Here is a 22,244-nt window from a genome sequence, read left to right as displayed (position 1 = left end):
AAGCTAAAAGCTTAATCTATAGGAATTTTCATTTAAATGAGGTAGATAAGCAATGGTGCGCTGCCATCCGTATCAACTAAGCCTTGCCTCAGTTAATACGCTGCTATACAAATAGAGTTGATCTCCGTACTTACGTTGGGAAACGTAGTAATCTATCAAATCAATGAAACCTGGGTAAATAAGTTTAGTCTTTGTTTTAAGCGCTAAAGTGTTTACTACGTATTACACTTTCGTTGACTTGATTAACTAGTACAGCGGGCGCGGAAATAAACATACCATTTCAAATGGTGCAAGAAGCTCGGAATACAATTATGCGTGACTTTTGACTTTTGACTTTTGATTTCCGCCTTGCGGTACTAGTAGTCTGTCAAAATCGACTTCGGTATAATCAGAATCTAGAAGTTATGCCAAGAATGGGAGACAATTTGAGGGGGTTGTACTTTAAAATGACAGTCTTTGCTTAGACTTAATGAATATCTTTTAAGGTTAAAATAATCAAGCTTTTCCAGAGCTACATTCCCCCTTTCACAGATAAAATCTATATATGAACGCTACACAAGAAAAACTAAAAGCTCAGGTAGAGCAGGCTTTAATCGCAGCTTTTGGCGCTGAATTGGCTGGAGTAGATCCCATTTTGGTTCCTGCTAGCAATCCTAAATTTGGCGATTATCAGGCGAATGTGGCTTTATCCCTAAGTAAAAAGTTAGGAAAGCAACCAAGAGCGATCGCAGGTGCGATCGTTGAGAAACTAGATGTATCCGAAATCTGCGAACCGCCAGAAATCGCTGGCCCAGGATTTATCAATCTCAAACTGAAAACAGCATATTTAGAAGCACAACTAAACGCGATTCAAGCCGATCCCAGGCTGGGAGTTCCAGCCGCGCAAACGCCAAAGCGGGAAATTGTGGATTTTTCCAGTCCCAATATTGCTAAAGAAATGCATGTCGGACACTTGCGTTCGACGATTATTGGTGATTCCATCGCCCGAATTTTAGAATTTCAAGGACATGATGTACTGCGGTTAAATCATGTAGGCGATTGGGGTACGCAGTTTGGAATGTTAATAGCCTATCTGCGGGAAGTTTACCCAGACGCGCTTACCACCGCTAATGCTTTAGATATTGGTGATTTAGTCTCTTTTTATCGCAAAGCCAAATTGCGCTTTGATGCGGATGAAGCTTTTCAAGAAACAGCACGCCAAGAAGTTGTCAGATTACAAGCAGGTGCTGAAGATACACTCCATGCTTGGAAACTATTGTGCGAACAGTCGCGGCGGGAGTTTCAAGTAATTTATGAGTTGCTGGATATCAAGTTAACTGAACGCGGCGAATCTTTTTATAATTCCTTACTACCAGGAGTTGTGGAATATTTAGAAAAATCTGGATTACTGGTAGAAAATCAAGGGGCAAAATGCGTTTTTCTAGAAGGGTTTACAAATAGAGAAGGTGAACCTTTACCCTTAATTGTGCAGAAATCAGATGGTGGCTATAACTACGCCACAACAGATTTAGCATCTCTGCGCTACCGAATTCAGCAGGATCAAGCAAAGCGGATAATTTATGTAACAGATGCTGGACAAGGAAACCACTTTGCCCAATTTTTTCAGGTGGCACGTAAAGCTGGATGGATTCCTGATGATGTGGAATTAGTGCATGTTCCCTTTGGGTTGGTGTTAGGAGAAGATGGTAAAAGAATCAAAACTCGTTTTGGGGACAGTGTGCGTTTGCGGGATTTATTAGATGAAGCTGTTTCTCGTGCCCATACTGACCTAAACACTAGATTACAAGAAGAAGAACGCCAAGAAAGTGAAGAATTCATTAATGAAGTTGCTAGAGTAGTTGGAATCAGCGCAGTTAAGTATGCAGACTTAAGCCAAAATCGTACTAGTAACTACATCTTCAGCTACGACAAAATGCTGGATTTTAAAGGTAACACTGCGCCCTATATGTTGTACGCTTATGCGCGGATTCAAGGGATTAGCCGCAAGGGTGATATTAACTTTAAGGAGTTGGGAAACAATGCTGTTTTGTTGGAGCATGAAACAGAATTAGCGCTGGCAAAATATTTACTTCAACTGGATGAAGTTATTAGTAGTGTAGAGCAAGACTTGCTTCCCAATCGTTTATGTGAGTATTTGTACGAACTGAGTAAAAAGTTTAATCAGTTTTACGATCGCAATCAGGGAGTTCAGGTGTTAGAGGCGGAGGAACCACAGCGCACATCCCGTTTGATTCTGTGTGATTTGACTGCTAGAACTCTGAAGCTGGGATTATCTTTGTTGGGAATTCAGGTATTGGAGAGGATGTAATATTTTTTAACGCAAAGTGACGCTGAGGTAGCGCAAAGGTACGCAGAGTAAGAGTTAAGTTAAAGCTTCTTTGTTTCCTTTGCGGTTTTTTTATTAGAATTGCTGGACTGGAGGCGATCGCAAATGGTACGGACACCATCAAAAAATATAACTTTGGCAGAATTTCTGATGTTACCAGAAACGAAGCCCGCTAGTGAATACATCGATGGCCAAATTATTCAAAAACCAATGGCACAGGGAGAACATAGCACTATTCAAGGTGAATTGATTATTTTTATTAATGCTGTATTGAAACCCCAAAAAGTTGCACGAGCATACCCAGAACTACGGTGTACTTTTGGTGGCAGATCAATTGTCCCGGATGTAGCGATATTTACCTGGGAGAGAATACCCCGCAAAGAAAATGGCAGGGTAGCAAATTTATTTTCAGCAGCTCCCGATTGGACTATTGAGATTCTATCGCCTGACCAAAGACAAACAAAAGTTACAAAAAATATTCTACATTGCTTGAATTATGAAACACAAATGGGTTGGCTGATCGATCCAGAAGAACAAACGGTATTTGTATATATCCGCAATCAACAGCCAGTCATGTTGGATGAACTAGAAGCTTTACTTCCAGTGCCAGATTTTGCAAGTGAGTTGAGACTGACAGTAGGAGATTTATTTGGTTGGCTGTTGGAGTAAACCCAATCATGTCAAACCCTGACAGCCTGAGTAAGGAAATACAGCAAATACAACAGGTTTTATGGGTAGGAATCGGTTGTAAACGGGGAACATCATGGGAGTTGATCGATCTGGCAATTGAGCAAGTATTTCGAGAAAATCAACTTTTTACAAGTGCGATCGCAGGGATTGCTACCATTGACACTAAAGCCTCGGAAGTAGGCTTAGTCAAACTTTGTCGCCTCCGCAATTTGCCCTTAAAAACCTTTTCTGCGGAAATTCTTAGCTCTGTCTGTGTCCCGAACCCTGCCACAATTACCGACGATAAAGTAGGTACGCCTAGCGTAGCAGAGGCAGCTGCTATTCTTGCAGCCTCTCAACTCACATCTTTGACTGTTTTCCCCTTTACAAACATAGAGGAATTGCGGGTGAAGTTCTTAGTTCCTAAACAAATTTTCCAAATACAAGGGCAACTAGGAGCGGTAACTCTTGCTGTTGCCCAAGCTTAAAATATTAGTATTACAAAAGTTTCCTAATTTTTCTAGTCAACAACTCTCAAAAAATAGTTAATTATGCTAGAAACAATTGCCAGCACAATTGAACCTAACAAAGCAGGTAAAAAGCCCTGAATCTCAAAACCAGAACCAGGAGTTAGGATACTTGCCAGCCAAAGGGCTAAGGCGTTAATCACCAATGTAAATAAACCAAAGGTGAGCAAGGTAATTGGAAACGTCAAAATCTGTAAAATTGGTCTAATAAATGCATTAACTAGACCAATTACAAAGGCAGCGATTAAGGCAGTCACAAAATTCTTGATAAAGAATCCCGGAACGATATTAGCTGTAATGAATAACGCCACCGCAGTACCGAGCCAAGTTAATAAAAAGTGTTGCATAAGTTTTTTTAGAGGATTTAGCAGTAAGTTTAATTAATTTCACTATTGCCAGTTGCGATTTGTAACACGATCGAGTGTTGTTGTATTTGACTCCTAAAGTTGCCATCATCTTTTATCAGCCTAAAATCAATGTAATTTTTCAGTGCTGGCAAGAGAGATACTTCTAATCGGTATATCTTTATCGTATTGCAGGATGTACCGCAGTGAACTACCCACACCGACCTGAGTACAATTTAAGTGGAGAACTTACGGTGATTTAGTTAAATTCATCAAAAATGCTTTGAAGCGCAAAACCCCTACAGAGGTTTATTGAAATTGAAAAACCTCTGTAACTTGGGAATTTCCAAAAAAGAAATAGGTTCTCAGAACTTCGGAGCATTTTGTCAGCGTTTTTGCTTACACGCAAAGCAGATGCTGGCTATGCTCATACTATGCCTAACGCCGCAAAAGAACCTCCCAGGTAGAGCCACCAACTACGCCGTCAGGTTCTAAACCATAGCGCTTTTGTGCAGCTTTCACTGCTGCTTCGGTTGTCTCGCCAAAGTCTCCATCGGCATCACCTTTCAAGAAACCTAGCTTTTTCAGCTGTTGTTGCAACTTAACAACTTCAGAACCACGTAATCCTATACGCAAAATTGGCAAACCTTCTGAGGTGTATTGAATACCAGGAGTTCGTTTTGTAGTTGTGTTTGACTGAGTTCTAGTAGTGGATGTAGTACGCGACGGCGTTTTCTTAGTGCTAGAAGTCGGAGTTTTTCTGGGAGTAGCAGGTCTTGGTTCAGGGTTGGTCGGAACTTGGGTTACAGCTTTTTTTGGAGTAGTAGGTTTTGGTCTAGTCGGAACTTGTGTTACAGCTTGTCTCGGAGGGTTGGGGTTGGGATTTGCAACGTTGGTGAGATTACTAGCCTGAGTTGGAACAGGAAAATTTGTAGCTGAGTTAAATCTTGGCTGGGATGAAGGGGCGGTTGATGCTGCTACTGGTTGATTAGGAAAAAGTCGTTGCCAGGTGTTGGCATCAACAACGCCATCTGGATTCAAGCCAGCTGCTTGTTTAAACCGGGAAACAGCACTAGCTGTATTCTCACTATAAATACCATCTACTGCACCAGAATAAAAACCCAAAAGTTTCAAAGCTGCCTGAAGTTCAGATACGCGTTCGCCTTGGCTACCAACTTTCAGGCTAGGACGGTTAATACTATCTTGAGGATTTACTTGGGCAATTTTTTGTGGCGCTGCTATTGATACTAAAGTCGTTGAGGCAATGAGCAGAGGCGTAGCGGAAAACAAGAGTATTTCAATGGCTGATAAAGATTTAGACCTCTTTGGCCGCCAACCCTTTTGCCGTTTTTCCATTTTACAGCGATTTACAGTTGGATATAGTAATTTTAAGTAACTCAAAATACTTGCTGTCAGGCTGCGTTGCATGGAATTTACTCCCAGAATATTCTCATGCTAATGGTACAGCCGCTTGGTTTAAAAAACAGCTGCTGTATTTTACAATATCTCCGAGGACCTTCGCTGCGGCACATTCTCAGTTACGCGATCGCTCGATTAATTGCTTCTTCTTGACCAACTAAAGACAAGTAAGGCTCTTTTAAATATTTACAAGCTGAAGCGATCGCATCCTGGGCACTCACCGCCGCAATCAATTCTTGGAACTTGGTGTCAAAATCAATTCCTAAGCCCAAAATTTCATACCAACCGTATATTTGAGCAATTTGCCCGTTCGTTTGTTTACCCAAGGCGTATTGCCCCAGGATCTTGTTTTTAGCAGCTTGGAGTGCGCTTTCGGATACTTCAGTAGTACACAACAAATCTACTTCTGTACGCAGTCCTTCTAGGGCAATGCTGGTATTTTCTGGTGCTGTACCCATGTAAACTACAAACGAGGCTGGAAATAGCCTTGTGGAGTAAAAGGCGGATACTTCGTAAGCTAAACCACGTTTTTCCCGCAATTCGACAAACAAGCGACTAGAAAGCCCATTTCCTAAGTAAGTACACAGCAACTTCAAGGCGGCGTAGTCAACAGAATTCACCGATGTTCCCAAATAACCAAGCATCACGATTGATTGTTGTGTCTGTATTGGCTTAACCCTTACCTGCGGTTCTACCTTAATCTCAGGTAAATTCAGTATTGGTAGTGCCTGGGCTGGCGCTTGCCAATCAGCAAAAACTTCTTCCACCAATGCTGCTGCATCTGTGGGTGTAACTCTACCTGCAATACTAATTACTACATTATCTGGACGGAAATAAGTTTCGTGATACTCTACTAAATCTGCACGAGTTAAGCAACTCATCGTGGTTTCATCTCCCAGCACTGACATGGAGTAGGGATGATTTTGGTACATTACCTGCCGCATTTGTTCAAAGGCGACATTGAATGGTTGCTCTTTTTGCGAACGAATATCCTGGAGTGCTAAACGCCGTTCTAGTTCCACTTGAGTTTCGGGAAAAGTCGGCGATCGCAAAATCTGGCCTGCCAATGTTAAAATTTCCCCAAAATCAGATGTTACCGTTTTGAAAGATAGCAAAAAATAATCAGTGCCAGCATCGGCACTCAAACTCGCCCCTACAGACTCGACTTTTTCTGCAATTTCCAAGCTAGAAAGTCCATCACATCCTTTTGTCATTACTGCTGAGAGCAAATGTGCCAACCCTGCTTGCTCCCGGTTTTCGTTACAACTACCGGCACGCACAAAAATTCGCGCTGCAATAATGTCCGCAGCCGGATTTTCTGCCACCAGCACGACAATGCCATTGTTCAATACAGTGCGATGGATGGGCGATTTTTGCAGCAAGGTTGTCCTTTGTCCTTTGTCATTTGTCATTTGTCATTTGTCCTTTGTCATTTGCCCAATGCCCAATTCCCAATGCCCCATGCCCCATTTCCAATAACTAACACGGTTTAAGTACAGTAACTGCGTAATTCTGGGGCGATAGATACTGTTTAGCTAATTTTTGCAATTCTTGGGCACCAAATGACTGAATCTGCTGGGGATATGTCACTGCTAATTCAGCTTGGGCAATGGTATTGTAATATCCGTAAAGCCCTGTAAGTTGATTTGGTGTTTCGGTAGAAAACGCATACTCATTACATAGCAACCTGCGTGTCCGAGCAAGTTCTTGTTCGCTAATTCCTTTAGTTTGCAAATCATCCAAATGAGCGCAAATTAAAGACTCAACTTCCTCCAGATTTTCTGGTTCTAACCAAGCAGTAATTGTAAATAAACTCGATTCCCGTTGTAGAGAAAAACTACTGCAAATTCCCTGTACCAATTGCAACTCTTCTCGTAAATCACGCACTAAACGCGAAGTCCGCCCTTCTGCTAATAACACTGACAATAAATCTAAACCATAGCCAGTACGGATATCTTCTACTCCGGGTACCAGCCACGCCATCAACAATCGCGCTTGCTCTATGCGTGGTAAACACAATTCTTGACGATGAATTCCGGCGATCGCTGGCTTTGTCGCTTTCTCAAACTGCGGACAATTCGAGCGTTCGGCAAAATCAGCAAATGAATGATTTACCATTTCCCAAGCTGGTTGCTGGGCTATACCTCCGGCAATTACCACCGTCATGTTTTCCGGCTGATAGTGGGCGTGATGAAAACAGCGCATTGCTTCTGGTGACTGCTGCATCAGTTCTTGCTCAGTACCCAACACCGAACGTCCGTAAGGGTGATGCGGATAGATGCTTTGAATTAGAGCTTGAAATCCTATCCAGTCGGAATCATCCTGACATGAGCGAATTTCTTCTAGGACTACATCCCGTTCTCGGCTAAATTCATCTTCTGGAATTGCCGCATTGAGTAGTAGTTCTCCCAAGTAGGGTAGAGTATCTTTTAAATAAGGGGCAGCTGTGGTGAGTGAATAATGAGCATAATCATAGCTTGTCGCCGCATTACTTACGCCACCTCGGTTTTCAACTTTGGAATCGAACATTCCAGGGGGTAGCGTCGCCGTACCTTTAAAAATCATGTGTTCTAAAAAGTGCGCCATGCCAAACCACGGTTTTGGCTCTAAGCTGGCTCCAGCACGCACCCAAACATCCGCCACAACTACAGGAGTAGTGGGAATTTCTTGATGAATAAAAGTTAAACCACTCTCTAGTCGGAAGACCGAGGCTGGAAATACGGTATTAGTTAGTTGTTTTAACAATTTTTTGTAGTTTTAACCACAATTTAAGGCAATTGTGTCATTTTAACTCTGAACGATACCTGATTTAGAATCAAGTTATACAGATTTAGTAGAATTATGCTATTCCTGTCCTCCAGATTACCGAAAAATTAGAAGCGTTATGCATTGAGAGAAAAATCGCAAATTAGTTAAAATACTGGAATCTCAATGACAAATTCTGTTCCTTCGCCAAGCACAGAATTGCAACTCAACCGTCCATCATGGGTTTCCTCAACAATTTGACGAGCGATCGCTAATCCTAATCCTGTTCCTTTCCCAACTTCTTTTGTTGTAAATAGGTGGTCGAAGATCCGCGATCTAATCTCCTCTGGCATCCCCTGACCGTTATCTTTGATGCGAATTACCACCATATTTTGTTCGCTTGATACTTCGGTGTGAATCAGTATTTGGTGATGATTAGCTTGCGCTTGGGCAAAGTAAAGCCCCTCGCAGGAAGTATCTAGGACATCGATTGCGTTAGCGAGGATGTTCATAAATACTTGATTTAACTGTCCTAAAAAGCACTTGACAGGCGGTAATTTACCGTATTCGGTGATGACTTCGATCGCTGGACGTTTTTCGTTAGCTTTGAGGCGATACTTCAAAATCAATAGAGTACTCTCAATCCCTTCATGGAGGTTACAAGCAACTTTTTCGGTTGTATCGGCTCTGGAAAAGGTGCGAAGACTGATGCTAATATCTTTGATCCTTTCTGAAGCCACCTTCATCGAGTCTACTAGCTTTGGTAAGTCTTCAGTCAGGAATTCTAGGTCAATTTCTTCGCCATGCTCAATGACTGCGATCGCTGGATTGGGATAATGTTGTTGGTAGCATTGGATATGAGCAAGTAAGTCTTGAGTATACTCTTTGGCATTGTTAAGGCTGCCTTTGAGAAATCCAATCGGATTGTTAATTTCATGTGCTACCCCAGCAACCAAATTACCCAAGGTTGCCATTTTTTCATTTTGCACCATTTGTAATTGGGTATGCTCAAGTTCTTGTAGCGATCGCTCTAACTGTTGGGCATAATTTTGAGATTCTTGATAAAGACGGGCATTTTCTAGAGAGATGGCAGCTTGAGCGCATAGCAGTTGGATTACTTCAGTGCGATCGCTTGTAAATGCACCAATTGTCAGCGGATTTTCTAGATATAGCAGCCCAATAAGTTTACCCTGATTTAACATTGGCGTACACAACACACTCTTAGGTTGTTGCTGCATAAAATATGAATCGGCAATAAAATCAGTTTGTGCTGTTGCATCATCCAGCACAACAGTTTTTAAGCTGCGTTTGACATAGTTTAGCAGTGTAATGGGAATGCCTTCGCTAATTGACAATGGTACAGATACCAGAGTGACTCCTTCATTGATAGTGGCTACAGCTTCAACCACTAAATCACCCTGTTGGAGTACGAGTAATGCAGCTTTTTGTGCCCCAGCATTTTCCATTACTACTTGCAAAAGGGTAGTGAGTAATTGCTCTAATTGAATTTCACTGGAGAGAACTTGTGCGGCTTTAAAGATGGTGGCAAAATCGAGGGCTTCCGAAATACTGCTGCTAGAAAGGTTTGTATGGATGGTTTGATGTGGAAATGATGATGCTTCGACAGTTGAATTCAGTTGAAAGCGATGATGCTGCCCTTGTAAGATGGGAGCCAGGAGTTGAGGATAGCGTTTTTCTAAATCCTCAGTTTTGGCTTTAGCGCCCCAACGAGCATAGCAATAATAAGCTTCTTGCATATAAACTTGGGCGATTTTTTGTTTGCCCCAGTCGAGGTAGAACTTGGCAGCTAGTTCATTACTTAGGGCTTCTTCTTGGATATATTGGTTTTCTTTAGCTAGAGTTATGGCGCGATCGTATAATTCTATTGCTGCTATTTTTTCGCCCAAAACTCGATGCCGTTCTGCTTCCACCAAATCAAATTTGTGCTGGAAATTCATCGGTGCGAAGTTGGCTCGAAACTGCAATTTTTCTTGATTTTCGCCAACCTTTAAGAGTAATTGCTCTTGTTGAGATGGTTCAGCCGTTGGATAGGCAGCTAGCCGAGACAAAGAATCATAGTAGTAGAAAACAGGCACAGATAGCATTCCTGCTGCACCGTTGAGGTATTGCTCTCCCTGATTTGCATTCTCAACTGCCGCCGGAAAGTTCTCAAATAGATAGCTGAGTGTTAACTTACTTAAGAAAAATATATGGAGTGTTAATTCGTCGTTCTCTTTAATGAGCGCAGATAAGAGTTGTTCTTCTTGACAATATTCACCAAAAATGCATTCTGGATTATCGCTATATGCAGTTAAATTGTTAATACTTTGACAGACTATACTAGACCAATTTAATAAGCGCTGATTTTTGGCAAAATTAGACTCGTAAGCTTTGATATTTGCTAGCAAAACTTCTAAAACTTCTGTGCCACTTAAATAGACATAGAATAACTTGAAAATCATCGATGCTAGCACATGAAATAAATCGCCTGTCTCTAATCCAAAACTATGGGATTCCTGTAATAAACTAATTGAGGTGCGAACATGTTGTTTATTACATTGATTCAATGCAGCCACTTTAAATATAGTCATGCTTTGAACAGATTTTGCTTGAAATCTATCCACAAGCATTAAAGCTAGCTGGCCAAATTCTGAGCCTGACTCCAGTTGGTTACAAATATTAAGTACAATTCCAAAATCTGCATACCCTGGTGCAGAAAGTGGTGCATTGCCGTATTTAAGAGATAAATTCACCTCTTCACAGGCAATAATTGGGAACAGATAAGGCGCAGCCTGATGGATGGCGGGAGCGATGCTAGCCATAATCCGCAAAGCAACTAAAGCTTTGGGATCATTCATCAATGGCAAATCAACTAAGCCCTGAATACTTCTGCCAGCCAAGGTAGAGAGCGTGTTGACTACAGATTCCTGAATGTCTGGAGGTGTGACTGATTCAGGTAATGTTACCCCAAGTTGAGCGAGAAGTTCACGCCCAATTGCGATCGCTTTGAATGATTGATTCCGCACCTGATAAGCTTGGAGTTGAACTTCATAAACTTTCACTCTATCTAGTAGGGTGGTTGTTTGTTCGATGACCACCTGGATAAGAGATTCCATCTGCTCAAATTCATGATTGAGAAAAGCAGCTTCGGCAGCTTCTTCGTATAAACTTCGAGTTAATTCGTAGGCGATTTCCCAACTATTAATTATTAGCAGCTGAATTCCAGAATAGAAGTAATGAATTGCTGCACCATAAGCGGTAGCTTCTTTCGCTTTTCGACCAGCATTCAGATTTAACTTAGCTAATTGTTGACGTTCAGCCGATTGGGTAATTAGCAATATTCCCCGATTTAACTGACTGACAATCTCAAAAATTCGCTCCTCTTGCTGTGACTCAGAGGTATTTTGCAAGAGTAATTGACCAATTTTAAGATGGGTAAATTGTTTCTCTTCATCTGGAATTAGAGAGTGAGCCGCTTGTTGCACTCGGTCATGTAAAAATTTGTAGATGGGGACTTGGAAATTGCAATTTAATGGGTTTGAGTCAGAATCATGATCACTATATTGAAAGAATTTATAAACTTCAGTAGTAGGTAAAATTAATTCTTCCTGCAAAGCTTTCCATAAAGATGCTGCCGTTTCGGTTTCCGATTGTTCAGAAACAATTGCTAAGGTTAGCAAATCAAACTGGTTGCCAATACACGCAGCTAATTTCAACACATTTTGCGTTGCTGTTGGCAACTTTTGCAACTGTAACGCTAGGAATTCTACAACATCATCGGTAAGGGCAAGTGCCTTCACAGCAGCAATATCACATTGCCAGTAACCTTGAGCAAAATTAAAACTAATCAGTCCGTCTTCATATAATACTTTGAGAAAATGCGTTGCAAAAAATGGATTTCCTTGAGTTTTTTGATAGACGAGTTTAGTTAGGGGTTGGGCAATTTTATCTGAACAACTCAAGGTATCAACCAGCAATTGATTTAAACTAGCTTTACTTAACGGAGCTAAAGTAATGGTGTGAATTGTCGCATTGGCTTTGCGAATCTCCGCTAAAGTCAACATCAACTGATGCGCTGTAGATACTTCATTATCTCGATAAGCCCCAATTAAAAGTAAAGCTCCACTTCCTGAATCACTCATCAACAACTGCATCAATTTGAGTGATGCAGAATCAGGCCACTGCAAATCATCGAGAAAAATTACTAATGGATGTTCTTTTGTGGTGAATATCTGAATAAACTTTTGGAAGAGTAAATTAAAGCGATTCTGGGCTGCGCTTGGTGAAAGTTCCGTTGCAGGTGGTTGTTGACCAATAATTTGTTCTAGTTCAGGAATTACCTCAAGAATGACTTGCCCTTGATCGCCCAGCACTTGTAAAATTTTATTTTTCCAAGTTGACAATTGGACATCACTTTCACTCAGTAATTGTCCCATTAAGTCTCGAAATGCCTGCACAAAAGCGGAGAAGGGAATATTCCGATTAAATTGGTCAAATTTGCCTTTGATGAAGTAGCCCCGTTGCCGGACAATAGGTTTATGAACCTCGTTAACTAAAGCAGTTTTACCAATACCAGAAAAACCAGCCACCAGCATTAATTCTGTTTGGTTGTTGGTAACGCGGTCAAAAGCTTTGAGCAGAGTTTCAACTTCATGCTCACGACCATAGAGTTTTTCTGGGATAATAAAGCGATCGCACACATCCCGTTGAGCAATTGGGAAACTTACAATTTTCCCTGTCTCCTTGAGTTGAGCCAAACAATTTTCTAAATCATATTTCAGCCCAAATGCACTCTGATAGCGGTCTTCGGCATTTTTCGCCATCAATTTGCTCACAATAGATGAGAGTACAGGCGCAATTTGCGGATTAATCTCATGCACTAAAGACGGAAGTTTGGCAATATGACAATGTATCAATTCCATCGGGTCGTGCGATTGAAATGGTAATTGCCCTGTTAGTAATTCGTAAAAAGTTACACCCAGAGAATAAAAATCAGTCCGGTAATCAATTCCCCGATTCATCCGTCCAGTTTGCTCTGGAGACAAATAGCCGAGTGTCCCTTCTAGTACATTAGGACTCATGAGGATTTGAGTTTCTCGTGGCAACAGAGATGCAATACTAAAGTCAATTAACTTAACTTCTTTAGTTTCTGGATGAATTAAAATATTGGCGGGTTTAATATCTTTGTGAATGATCCGATAACGAATTAAAATATCTAATGCATTACACAGAGCGATCGCTACTTGTAAAAACTCCATCAGAGATTCTACCCTTCCCCTCACTCCCCATTCCTTCAAGGAAATTCCTCCAAAGTCTTCCATCACTAACACATAGCCATTCTGATAGGGTTCCAGACTGTATGTTTGGATGATTCCAGGTAGATTCAAATTTTTGGCGATGGTAAACTGGTTGCGAAACTGTACCAATTCGCTGAAACTGGGATAAGCGGTTTTCATTAGCTTAATCACCACAGATTTTTGGTCAGTTTCTCGATTAGCGCGATAAACCAAGGTTCGAGAACCATTGTAGAGTTCTTTGCTAACGTGATATCCGGGAATGCTGACCATAGGGCTTAATTCTTGAAACCTCAGTATCTAGGTTTCCCAAAAACATAACAATCTTTACTGTCAGTTCGCTTATTTTAAACTGATTTAAATAATTAAAGCTCCCAAGTTCTAACTGACTTTGGGAGCTAATAATTTTAAGTTCACCGCGACGCCGTTTTACCTAAGTTTATGACCTGGGTTTATCCAGGTGGGAACCTAAATTCCTCGTTTAAAGTTTCCGGGTACATGCCCGGTATACTGCCACGAGAACAGTTGACTCCCTTGTCATTAAAGGCATAGATCAAAAAACTTGATGGCAGTCACCAACGTCGTAGTGCAACTCACTCATTATAGCTTTTCAAAAGATGTTGTGTGTTCAATATCGAAAGTTTCTGATCAATTTACCTGGGATACCAGATAGATTCTATGGTGTGGGCGATGTCGTTGGCGTATGCAGTCGCCGATTTTTGATTTTGATTATCCAGCAAAACAGTGACATGTCCCAACTTCCGCCCAGGACGTGATTCTGTCTTCCCATACCAGTGAACGTGCGCCTGGGGAATTGCTGCTATTTGTTGACGCTGGCTTTGGTAGTCGCTGTGAGAATTTTCATACCCCAGTAGGTTGACCATTACAGCACCAGCGCACTGTAAAGCTGGATTCCCTAAAGGTAAACCACAAACGGCTCGGAGGTGTTGCTCAAACTGAGAAGTTTCACAAGCATCAAGAGAAAAATGCCCAGAATTATGGGTACGGGGTGCGATTTCATTGACCAAAACTTTGCCATCAGCCCTGAGAAATAGCTCAATTCCAAAAATTCCCACTACTTCTAGGCTATTTAATAGAGTATGTGCGATCGCTTGGATTTCTGCTACTTGATTAGGCGTAATCTCGGCTGGCGCAATCACCCGCCGACAAACTTGTTGTTCTTGTTGGGTTTCCACTACTGAATAAGTGACAATTTCTCCCTTTACAGAACGAGCTGCAATTATTGCTAGTTCTCTTTCAAAGGGGACAAATTCTTCTAACAAGAAAAGTGATTGATTTAAAGTTTTTGTTGTGGTTTCATCACTTAACTTTTGTTCTAAAGTAGCAAAATCCTGAATTATGAAAGTACCTTGACCATCATAACCATGACGGCGGGATTTCAAAACTACTGGAAAACCTAGATATTCTATTTTTGATTTGACATTTTCCACCTCGTCGAGAGCGAAAAATTGAGGAACTGGTAATCCCAAGTCGCGTAAATAGCAACGCTGATGATATTTATCTAAAAGAGGAGCTAAAGCTTCTAATTTGGGACGGAAATAAACGCCTTGCTGTGCTAAACCAGATAAAGCTTGCAGGTTAACAAATTCGTTTTCAAAGGTGATAACATCGCATTTTTGAGCTAATATTTCCGTAGCACTTGCATCATCAACTGGTGCGAAAACAGTTTCCTGAGCGATTGACACGGCCGGGTCGTGAACGCTTGGAGTTTGTACTACTAATTCTACTCCTAGCTTCTGTGCTGCATCCGCCATCATCCAGGCAAGTTGTCCCCCACCAATTACACCAACACGTTTCATTGACATCCTAGAGAATCACGAGTTTGCACGCCTGTTTTGGAATTCACACCACTGGCTTTTTCGCACAGTTCTTTGATTTGCGCTCTATCCAAAATTGCATCTGTAAAATCTGCACCGTCTATATTTACATCATTAAATATGGCGCGGAGCAAAAGAGCTTCTTTGAAAACTGCATCGCTCAAATCTGCCTTAGTCAAGTTTACCTGATCGACCATTGCATTCGTTAAATCCGCTCCGTGGAGATTTGCTTTTGTCATCACCGAAGCGCTCATGACTGCTCCCCGTAAGTCAGCGTTTGTAAAGTTAGCCAATTCCATATTGGCGTTAGAAAACTCCGCAGCTTGCAAACTTTCACCTGAAAAATCACGTCTTGATAGCTCTGCATTGCTAAATGACAGTGGATGAGTCCAGTCTACTGCCACTGCTGGATTGGCCACACACCAGATAATAATTCCGAGAAGGAATGCTAGTGTTTGCCGCCAAAATATATTAAGAGCCAATTTGGTGTATAATCCCCGCATTTAATTACCGCACTTGAATATTAGCAAGACTGCATCGTACTAAATTAAGACTCGCAGCTTTGCTACTGGACTTGGAGAACGTGTATTTCCGTTGCTTAATATTTTGTAACGCAAAAAGAGCATAAGCTTCTTACTTTAGCAAAATTCTCCCTGTTACTTGGGGTAGAGAGTGGCAATCTGCGATGGGCGAAGCCCCGCCGTAGGCGATCGCACTAAAATTTAGATATTCAGAACAATAATTATTAAATACAATACAGATCGCAATGACTGAGTATAAATTACCTGTCACATCAAGCAAGCTTTAGCAAAACAGAGACGGGGAGCATAACTTATCGCTCTTGCTGAAGATAAAACTTTGAATTCCTAACTCTCAAGGAATAATTTAGCTGAATAAAGCAATGTTTAGTATGGGCTATGCCTACGCTCGTTGATTTATTTACAATTCTTCATTTGTAGATTTGAATTTCAAGATATAAAGAGTTTTATTGAGCAGTAATACTCACTGAGTTATTTAAAATTCTTGACTTTCCATGTTTCAAGTAAAGTTTATTGTATTTTAAATTCAACATCCCCCATGAACTGTTAGTCTTTTAATTAATGAAAGCAAGGTTTGAGCGTAATTATATGCGTCTCAATTGCTTAACAAAGCTTAAAGTTCGACAATTAGCGTTAATTTTATAGCGATTAGTTAGTTCTTCAGGAATCTCTAAGAGTTTACATTCACCAAGCACACAACTTCCACAAACCGAACTCTGAAACCCGATGATGAATCATTACTCACTTCAATGGATTGAGGCATGGTGCCAAGAAAATGGCTGGACAGATTTATTTGTTGAGCGACGTAACAACTTCTGGGCTTTCCCTCCGGGTGGGGTAATGCCGGAGCCAATTCCAGTTCATGTTCTCAGATTGATTAAAGCCGAAAAGGGACTGACTTTGGAAGAACGATTGTGGTCAATGTCCGCAGTAATTGGCACAATCCTAGCTGTTCTTTTTACCTTTTGGTTTCAGTCGCCGATGCCATTAGTTTTAGCTTTCGCTTTTAATGCTGTTACGGTGGCTCAATTTGAACTTGAAGATGCCTAAATTTTTATGTTGGGCTTTGCTATTCAAAACTGCTCTTGTCTACTTTCAGCAAGAGCAGTTTTTAATTTTGAAGAAGAAACAATTCAGAAGTCAGGAGCCAGAATGGGCTAAACCTTAGCTATCCGCTAACAGAATTGAATTCTGTACGACTCGCCACCGCTGCAAACAAACAAGCTACGCGCTGCACAAAGATAGAGAGAATCTTGATTCTGAATTCTGACTTCTGAATTCTTCTTCAATGATTTGTATAGCAACCGTCTAATCTATTAGCACATAACAATTAGAATAACTAACATCTAAGAGCAGCTAGCAGGTAAAGCTACCTTTGCGTGTTTGTTAACGTAGTCCACAAATAATTGCTTCAATCGGGGACTAACACCAGCGTGTTCAAAGAATCCAAAGCCGAGATTTCTTGCTTTTGCTAAGGTTTCCTCTGGTGTTAATCCTTCCTGGATAGCGATACTCAACAGCGCAATTCCAGTCGACCGCATCCCGGCGGCACAATGCACAACTGCTGGTTTTGGGATTTGTTCGAGTGTTGTGAGGATTTTGGTAATCACCTCTTCATTCAAATTTTTGAGATCCACCTTGAGTGGAACATTTTGATAATACAGCCCCAATGCTTCCGCTACTTTTTGCTCATCCTTAGAAAATCCTAGTTCATCAGGCGATCGCAAATTGAGAACGGACTTAAAACCTTCTTGAATAGCTTGCTCAAGCTGTTTCGGTATGACTTGTCCTGTTGTTGTCAAGTTTTCGTTAATTTGTATGGCGTTGATCACATTCACTCCTTTTGACTTTCTAATGTCTGCCAGCTTGGTAAACACTCTAAGGGCGCAAGCTTTGAGAAGATATTCAAAATAAACCCAGCAAAATTAGCCAAATATCACAAGATATTGCTTAATTACTTCAAAATTTGTCTTTTGAAGGCGGTTATTTTATTGCTTTATCCATAATATACGGTTTACCGATAGAATTAGTGTTGATTAAAGCTTATTATACTTTTTGTCGATAAGATTACTGTAGATTATATTTCAAGAGTTATACTATTGGGCAAGTTAGGGGAGCAATTGGATCAAGATTTTCGTGAACAAGTGTATAAATAGAACAATTCTTCTTTTTAAACTGGGCAAATGCCCCAGAACTAAAGTTTTCATTCATACTTCTTTCCCCCTGCCTCTTCTTGTAATCTGAATGCCAGCCCTGAACCTATGAGCGCTAACGAAATATCTCTTCGACCTGCCCAAGAAACAGATGCGTGGGTGCTGAGTGCAATTCATATTGCTGCTATCAAAGCTTTACCTGCAACTTTCTACACCCAAAAAGAACTTTTAGCTTGGCGCAATTACCGCGATAAACCTGATGGTTCAAATATCTTGAAGAGTATGAAAACCGAATCTTTCTGGGTTGCGATGGAGGGAAATGTTGTTATAGGTTTTGCTAGTTTCATTGTTGATGAACTTATCGGGCTGTATGTCCATCCTAAATATCAAGGTAAAGGGATTGGCCGTGCTTTAGTTCAACATTTTTGCGACGAAGCAACTGAGCAAGGTATAGATAAGGTAATTACAACTGCTAGCCTTTATGCTGAAGGGTTTTATTTACGACTGGGATTTACTGCCATCCAAAAACCACCTCATTATTTAAGAAGTGGGATATTTGTTCCAGTTACTAAAATGAGTAAAACATTAGCTACTGCACCGAAATCAATTTGAGAAGGTAAATATTTTTAATAACTTTAAAAATGTTGGCATCAATACTATTTTCGCCAAATTACGACCACTTTTTCTACATAATCTATGATGAAAGTAAGTACTTAACTTCGGGAGCTATATAACCTTAAAGATAATGATTTGATTGAAGTTGAGATTCACGATGCCAGATTTATCTGAATTAAACAATCTGCTTGGAGATGAAGCGTTAATCCATTACGCGAGTGGTCGTGAGCAAGACCGGTTATCAAAAGGTGCAGGTTTGCTGGAATTAGCCCGAAGCCAAGAACTTATTAGCCGCTACCTACCGCCTCCTCCCGCAGTGATTTTCGATGTTGGCGGTGGTGCTGGCGTTTATTCTTTTTGGCTTGCTCAACAAGGCTATGAAGTCCACCTCATTGATGCGGTTCCTTTGCACATAGAGCAAGCCCGGCACTTGTCTCAAGCTCAACCGAAATATCCTCTAGCTAGTTTGGCAGTTGGAGATGCTCGGCAACTCAATCGGGCAGATAATAGTGTTGATGCTGTTCTCTTACTTGGGCCTTTGTATCATCTGACCGAGCGCACAGATCGGATTATTGCTTTGCGTGAAGCTCATCGGATCTTAAAAACTGGAGGTTTTGTTTTTGCTGCGGGAGTTTCTCGCTTTGCTTCAACCTTAGATGGATTATTTCGGGGACATTTAGATGATCCAGAGTTTGTAGAGATTGTTAAACAGGATTTGATTGATGGTCAACACCGCAACCCAAACAACCATCCTCGCTACTTTACAAAAACCTTCTTTCATCATCCAGAAGAACTCAGAGCAGAGGTTGAAGAAGTGGGTTTACATTCTGAAAAGATTTTAGCGATTGAAGGGCCAGGCTGGTTATTACAAAACTTTCAGGAACACTGGAATGATGTAGGTCGCCGCGATCGCCTTTTAGAAGCGATTCGCTGGTTAGAAACCGAACCCTCTATACTGGGGATGAGCGCTCACATCATGGCTGTTGCCCGGAAATAGGCGGTAAAGTAGAGCGATCGCCACTAACTAAAAGCGCTTGTTGTTTTGCCAACACTTGTTTGCGTAATAAGAGTAATTGTCTATCTTTAATGCCTTCTGCAATCAATCCTTCAACAGTTTTCATCAGATAATCAGCGCAGGAACCCAATTTTCCTGATGCGGTGGCAATGCTATTAACAGTAGTTGTGAATGGTAACTGATGAGCGTATCTGGGATGTTGGCGATTAGCAACAAAAGCGATCGCTGAAAATTCCTGCGTACCGTCAAATACCTTCACCCACCGAGCAATGTAGACACCAGCTAACATCTCTCGTCGCCAAATCAGCAGTAATTCAGATGGGACATCGGCAGCAGCAATGCGATAAATAACCCCACGACAGCTACCACCCCGATCGAGTCCTAAGAGTAATCCGGGATTATCTGGAGTACCGCGACCGAGGATCATCCATGTACAGAAGCACCGATGCCAACCATAAATGATCCCAGCACGGCGCTCGACGTATGTGATTAGGGGATTCCAAATCAGCGAACCGTAGGCAAATATCCAGATATCAGAATTTGGTGGCTGTTGTTGTAGTATTTTATCAAGCGATCGCTGTAACTCATCTTCACTCAGGGTAGTTAGCTTGATTCCAGAGTGTGATGCTTCTAATAGTCTAGTCTGTATATTTCCGGCTTCGAGGTCGCTACGACTGAGTGACATAATGTAGATTATTTTTTCTGTAAATCTTCAGTAACTCACTCTAACTTTAAGATAATTTAATTATCAACGAACAGCTTTCAATGTATCGTAAAGTAGCTTGTAACGGTTAAACCCTGCTTCATACAAAGGATTTGCCTGCGGCTGTACTACATTACTAGCCTGCGGTAAAATCTTGAGTGCAGTTTCTAAATTCGGATAAACACCAATCCCCACCATTGCCAAAATAGCTGCTCCGTAAGCAGCTCCTTCTTCGGCTTTGGGAGCAATAAGTTTGGTTTGCAAAACATCTGCCAAAATTTGTAACCAGATGTGAGAACGTGCGCCTCCACCCGTTGCTAAGAGTTGATCGAGGGGAGCGATCGCACTAATTACCTCCAATGCCTCCCGCAAGCTAAATGCAACCCCCTCCAGGACGGCACGAGTGATATCTGCCTGGGTATGAGCTAATGACAGATTCACGAAAGCACCACGAGTATCTGGATCGAGGTGGGGACTGCGTTCTCCCGCGAGGTGGGGTAGAAATAGAACACCACGCGCCCCAGGCTGCGATCGCTCTGCCATATCCATCAAATCGGTGTAGGATATATGCGGTGCAAATATATCTCGATACCAACGCAGAGAACCACCTGCTGCTAGCGTCACCCCCAGCAAATGATAGCCACCATCCACATGGCAGAACAAATGTACCCTACCTTCTGGATCGGGAATTGGGCGATCGCACGGTGCAAAGATCACTCCCGATGTACCAATACTCAAACTACCCCGGCTCAGGTTGCTTGATGAGATGCCCAAACCGATGGCGGCGGCGGCATTATCACCTCCACCTGCAACCACAGGTAATCCCACAGGTAAACCCACACGGGCGGCTATTTCTGATTTTAACCGTCCAGCGATCGCAGTAGATTCGATGACTGGGGGGAATAATGCTGGATTGATATCAAGAGTATGGAGAATATCTGTATCCCATTGCCGATTCGCCAGATTCAGACAGCCGACACCAGAAGCATCAGATGGTTCTGTGACTGCTTCGCCAGTTAGCACATATCCCAGATAATCTTTTGGCAAAAGAATCTGCCACAACCGAGTGTATGCTTGTGGTTCTTCAGTCCGCAACCATAGAAGCTTCGGCAGTTGAAATCCTGTAATTGCTGGATTTCCAGTGCGCTGGATCAACTCCTGACGGGGAATAGCGGCTTCAATCTCAGCAACAGCTTTACCGGTGCGCTGGTCATTCCACAAAATTGCCGGTCTGATTACTTTACCTTGAGCGTCGAGAGGAACCATGCCATGCATTTGTCCAGATAAACCGAGGGCGATCGCACGATGTCCGTTTAGCTGTTGAGTAACATCGAAGAGAGCATTCAAACTTGCTTCAACCCAATCCGATGAGTTCTGTTCCGTCCAACCGGGTTGTGGAGTTAACAGGGGATAGCTTCTGGTTGACTGAGCGATAATTTGCCCTTGCAGAGCAACTGCGATCGCTCGTACTCCTCCTGTACCCAAGTCTAAGCCAACTATGATGTCCCTCAATTGCCCCTCCAAATCCTTTATCGTTAACTAACCCAACTTCTTGAAGTACCTGGCGATCGGTAACAGCCGGAAACCCAGCCTTTCATAGGTACAACGTGCTGGGTCATGGCCTGGATCGCCTCCGGTCTCAACCATAGCAACGGACATCCCAGTAACTTGCATCCAATCAAGAGCGAATTCCATCAAAGCGGTGCCAATACCTTGACGTTGATAGTCTGGATCGACGGCAACCATATAGATTTCTCCCATGCTGCTCTCGTGGTGGAGTTTCACGGCTACAAAGCCCAGGATTGAACCGGAGTCGATTGCAACCCACACCTTTGTGTCCGCAGCAGTACAGACTCCCTCGACAGCATGAAGCTGGCTTACACGCCAATCGGGATAGAATGAGCGGTACACGTCAAGATCCATCACTTTCTCAAGCGAATCAAAAACCGGAGTCCATGCCCGAATCGAAAGGCTCTTGATGGCATCAAGATGACTATCTTCGTATGGTTCAATTCGCATTTCGGTATAGACTCCACTCATAATCGAAAATCGGTTTT

18 protein-coding genes and 1 other RNA gene are annotated in these 22,244 nt (G+C 42.0%); 6 read left to right on the top strand and 13 right to left on the bottom strand.

All coding sequences use genetic code 11. From position 1 onward, the window contains the following. The first annotated feature begins 544 nt into the window (after nucleotides 1-544). The 3 genes from argS (at nucleotide 545) to HWQ43_RS07910 (ending at nucleotide 3,483) form a co-directional block, all read left to right on the top strand. Nucleotides 545-2,308 carry an arginine--tRNA ligase gene (gene argS, locus HWQ43_RS07920; RefSeq protein WP_292731950.1) on the top strand — a complete coding sequence of 588 codons (1,764 nt, stop codon included), beginning with the start codon at nucleotides 545-547 and terminating at the stop codon, nucleotides 2,306-2,308. A gap of 123 nt (nucleotides 2,309-2,431) precedes the next feature. Further along, nucleotides 2,432-2,995 carry a Uma2 family endonuclease gene (locus HWQ43_RS07915; RefSeq protein ID WP_292731949.1) on the top strand — a complete coding sequence of 188 codons (564 nt, stop codon included), beginning with the start codon at nucleotides 2,432-2,434 and terminating at the stop codon, nucleotides 2,993-2,995. 8 nt (nucleotides 2,996-3,003) lie between these two features. Beyond that, complete coding sequence (locus HWQ43_RS07910) at nucleotides 3,004-3,483, top strand: cobalamin biosynthesis protein (protein ID WP_292731947.1); 480 nt, start codon at nucleotides 3,004-3,006, stop codon at nucleotides 3,481-3,483. Between the two features lie 32 nt (nucleotides 3,484-3,515). On the opposite strand, the gene HWQ43_RS07905 is transcribed toward HWQ43_RS07910, so the two are convergent. The 9 genes from HWQ43_RS07905 to HWQ43_RS07865 form a co-directional block, all read right to left on the bottom strand. Then, nucleotides 3,516-3,869 (bottom strand): phage holin family protein, encoded by a 354-nt coding sequence (locus HWQ43_RS07905; RefSeq protein ID WP_289797505.1) that lies wholly within the window; start codon nucleotides 3,867-3,869, stop codon nucleotides 3,516-3,518. Nucleotides 3,870-4,304: 435 nt separating this feature from the next. Then, nucleotides 4,305-5,294 carry a peptidoglycan-binding protein gene (locus HWQ43_RS07900; RefSeq protein WP_292731944.1) on the bottom strand — a complete coding sequence of 330 codons (990 nt, stop codon included), beginning with the start codon at nucleotides 5,292-5,294 and terminating at the stop codon, nucleotides 4,305-4,307. 110 nt (nucleotides 5,295-5,404) lie between these two features. Further along, nucleotides 5,405-6,697: a pitrilysin family protein gene (locus HWQ43_RS07895; protein ID WP_292731942.1), complete on the bottom strand. Its 1,293-nt coding sequence runs from the start codon at nucleotides 6,695-6,697 to the stop codon at nucleotides 5,405-5,407. A gap of 67 nt (nucleotides 6,698-6,764) precedes the next feature. Then, entirely contained in the window at nucleotides 6,765-8,030 is a 1,266-nt protein-coding gene (locus HWQ43_RS07890; RefSeq protein ID WP_292731940.1) for a pitrilysin family protein, read from the bottom strand. Between the two features lie 167 nt (nucleotides 8,031-8,197). Next, a complete protein-coding gene (locus HWQ43_RS07885) occupies nucleotides 8,198-13,597 on the bottom strand; it encodes an ATP-binding sensor histidine kinase (protein WP_292731938.1) in 5,400 nt (1,799 codons plus the stop codon). Nucleotides 13,598-13,733: 136 nt separating this feature from the next. Continuing rightward, a non-coding RNA gene (ssrS, locus tag HWQ43_RS07880) (6S RNA) lies at nucleotides 13,734-13,917 on the bottom strand. 60 nt (nucleotides 13,918-13,977) lie between these two features. Then, nucleotides 13,978-15,144, bottom strand: a complete 1,167-nt coding sequence (locus HWQ43_RS07875; RefSeq protein ID WP_292731937.1) for a 5-(carboxyamino)imidazole ribonucleotide synthase — start codon at nucleotides 15,142-15,144, stop codon at nucleotides 13,978-13,980. Continuing rightward, a complete protein-coding gene (locus tag HWQ43_RS07870) occupies nucleotides 15,141-15,665 on the bottom strand; it encodes a pentapeptide repeat-containing protein (protein WP_292731935.1) in 525 nt (174 codons plus the stop codon). The genes HWQ43_RS07875 and HWQ43_RS07870 overlap by 4 nt, the downstream gene beginning before the upstream one ends. A gap of 130 nt (nucleotides 15,666-15,795) precedes the next feature. Beyond that, nucleotides 15,796-15,954 carry a hypothetical protein gene (locus tag HWQ43_RS07865; RefSeq protein WP_292731933.1) on the bottom strand — a complete coding sequence of 53 codons (159 nt, stop codon included), beginning with the start codon at nucleotides 15,952-15,954 and terminating at the stop codon, nucleotides 15,796-15,798. 473 nt (nucleotides 15,955-16,427) lie between these two features. Here HWQ43_RS07865 and HWQ43_RS07860 point away from each other — a divergent pair, with 473 nt between their 5' ends. After that, nucleotides 16,428-16,751 (top strand): hypothetical protein, encoded by a 324-nt coding sequence (locus HWQ43_RS07860; RefSeq protein WP_292731931.1) that lies wholly within the window; start codon nucleotides 16,428-16,430, stop codon nucleotides 16,749-16,751. A gap of 296 nt (nucleotides 16,752-17,047) precedes the next feature. On the opposite strand, the gene HWQ43_RS07855 is transcribed toward HWQ43_RS07860, so the two are convergent. Beyond that, nucleotides 17,048-17,533: a sulfur transferase domain-containing protein gene (locus HWQ43_RS07855; protein WP_194040625.1), complete on the bottom strand. Its 486-nt coding sequence runs from the start codon at nucleotides 17,531-17,533 to the stop codon at nucleotides 17,048-17,050. A 429-nt stretch (nucleotides 17,534-17,962) separates the two neighbouring features. Between HWQ43_RS07855 and HWQ43_RS07850 the strand changes: the two genes are divergently transcribed. Then, nucleotides 17,963-18,466, top strand: a complete 504-nt coding sequence (locus tag HWQ43_RS07850; protein ID WP_292731927.1) for a GNAT family N-acetyltransferase — start codon at nucleotides 17,963-17,965, stop codon at nucleotides 18,464-18,466. A 160-nt stretch (nucleotides 18,467-18,626) separates the two neighbouring features. Next, on the top strand, nucleotides 18,627-19,466 hold the full coding sequence (locus tag HWQ43_RS07845; RefSeq protein ID WP_292731925.1) for a class I SAM-dependent methyltransferase: 840 nt from the start codon (nucleotides 18,627-18,629) through the stop codon (nucleotides 19,464-19,466). On the opposite strand, the gene HWQ43_RS07840 is transcribed toward HWQ43_RS07845, so the two are convergent. From HWQ43_RS07840 to HWQ43_RS07830, 3 genes are all read right to left on the bottom strand, one after another. Beyond that, nucleotides 19,444-20,169 (bottom strand): gamma-glutamylcyclotransferase, encoded by a 726-nt coding sequence (locus HWQ43_RS07840; protein ID WP_292731923.1) that lies wholly within the window; start codon nucleotides 20,167-20,169, stop codon nucleotides 19,444-19,446. The genes HWQ43_RS07845 and HWQ43_RS07840 overlap by 23 nt on opposite strands. Before the next feature lie 63 nt (nucleotides 20,170-20,232). Next, the gene (xylB, locus tag HWQ43_RS07835) at nucleotides 20,233-21,699 is read right to left on the bottom strand and encodes a xylulokinase (RefSeq protein ID WP_292731921.1); all 1,467 of its coding nucleotides are present in this window, start codon (nucleotides 21,697-21,699) and stop codon (nucleotides 20,233-20,235) included. A 27-nt stretch (nucleotides 21,700-21,726) separates the two neighbouring features. Beyond that, on the bottom strand, nucleotides 21,727-22,110 hold the full coding sequence (locus tag HWQ43_RS07830; protein ID WP_292732043.1) for an N-acetyltransferase: 384 nt from the start codon (nucleotides 22,108-22,110) through the stop codon (nucleotides 21,727-21,729). Between the last annotated feature and the right edge of the window lie 134 nt (nucleotides 22,111-22,244).

This window comes from Nostoc sp. JL31 (genome assembly GCF_017114965.1).
Taxonomy (GTDB): domain Bacteria; phylum Cyanobacteriota; class Cyanobacteriia; order Cyanobacteriales; family Nostocaceae; genus Nostoc; species Nostoc punctiforme_A.
Note: the sequence above shows the minus strand (reverse complement) of the source record. Positions and strands in the feature narration are given on the sequence as shown.

What these genes read in the sequence shown, in the direction of transcription:
- argS (WP_292731950.1), top strand. Translation starts at nt 545, where the DNA reads ATGAACGCTACACAAGAAAAACTAAAAGCTCAGGTAGAGCAGGCTTTA.
- HWQ43_RS07915 (WP_292731949.1), top strand. Translation starts at nt 2,432, where the DNA reads ATGGTACGGACACCATCAAAAAATATAACTTTGGCAGAATTTCTGATG.
- HWQ43_RS07910 (WP_292731947.1), top strand. Translation starts at nt 3,004, where the DNA reads ATGTCAAACCCTGACAGCCTGAGTAAGGAAATACAGCAAATACAACAG.
- HWQ43_RS07905 (WP_289797505.1), bottom strand. Translation starts at nt 3,869, where the DNA reads ATGCAACACTTTTTATTAACTTGGCTCGGTACTGCGGTGGCGTTATTC.
- HWQ43_RS07900 (WP_292731944.1), bottom strand. Translation starts at nt 5,294, where the DNA reads ATGCAACGCAGCCTGACAGCAAGTATTTTGAGTTACTTAAAATTACTA.
- HWQ43_RS07895 (WP_292731942.1), bottom strand. Translation starts at nt 6,697, where the DNA reads ATGACAAATGACAAAGGACAAAGGACAACCTTGCTGCAAAAATCGCCC.
- HWQ43_RS07885 (WP_292731938.1), bottom strand. Translation starts at nt 13,597, where the DNA reads ATGGTCAGCATTCCCGGATATCACGTTAGCAAAGAACTCTACAATGGT.
- HWQ43_RS07875 (WP_292731937.1), bottom strand. Translation starts at nt 15,144, where the DNA reads ATGAAACGTGTTGGTGTAATTGGTGGGGGACAACTTGCCTGGATGATG.
- HWQ43_RS07870 (WP_292731935.1), bottom strand. Translation starts at nt 15,665, where the DNA reads ATGCGGGGATTATACACCAAATTGGCTCTTAATATATTTTGGCGGCAA.
- HWQ43_RS07860 (WP_292731931.1), top strand. Translation starts at nt 16,428, where the DNA reads ATGATGAATCATTACTCACTTCAATGGATTGAGGCATGGTGCCAAGAA.
- HWQ43_RS07850 (WP_292731927.1), top strand. Translation starts at nt 17,963, where the DNA reads ATGAGCGCTAACGAAATATCTCTTCGACCTGCCCAAGAAACAGATGCG.
- HWQ43_RS07845 (WP_292731925.1), top strand. Translation starts at nt 18,627, where the DNA reads ATGCCAGATTTATCTGAATTAAACAATCTGCTTGGAGATGAAGCGTTA.
- HWQ43_RS07840 (WP_292731923.1), bottom strand. Translation starts at nt 20,169, where the DNA reads ATGTCACTCAGTCGTAGCGACCTCGAAGCCGGAAATATACAGACTAGA.
- HWQ43_RS07830 (WP_292732043.1), bottom strand. Translation starts at nt 22,110, where the DNA reads ATGGATCTTGACGTGTACCGCTCATTCTATCCCGATTGGCGTGTAAGC.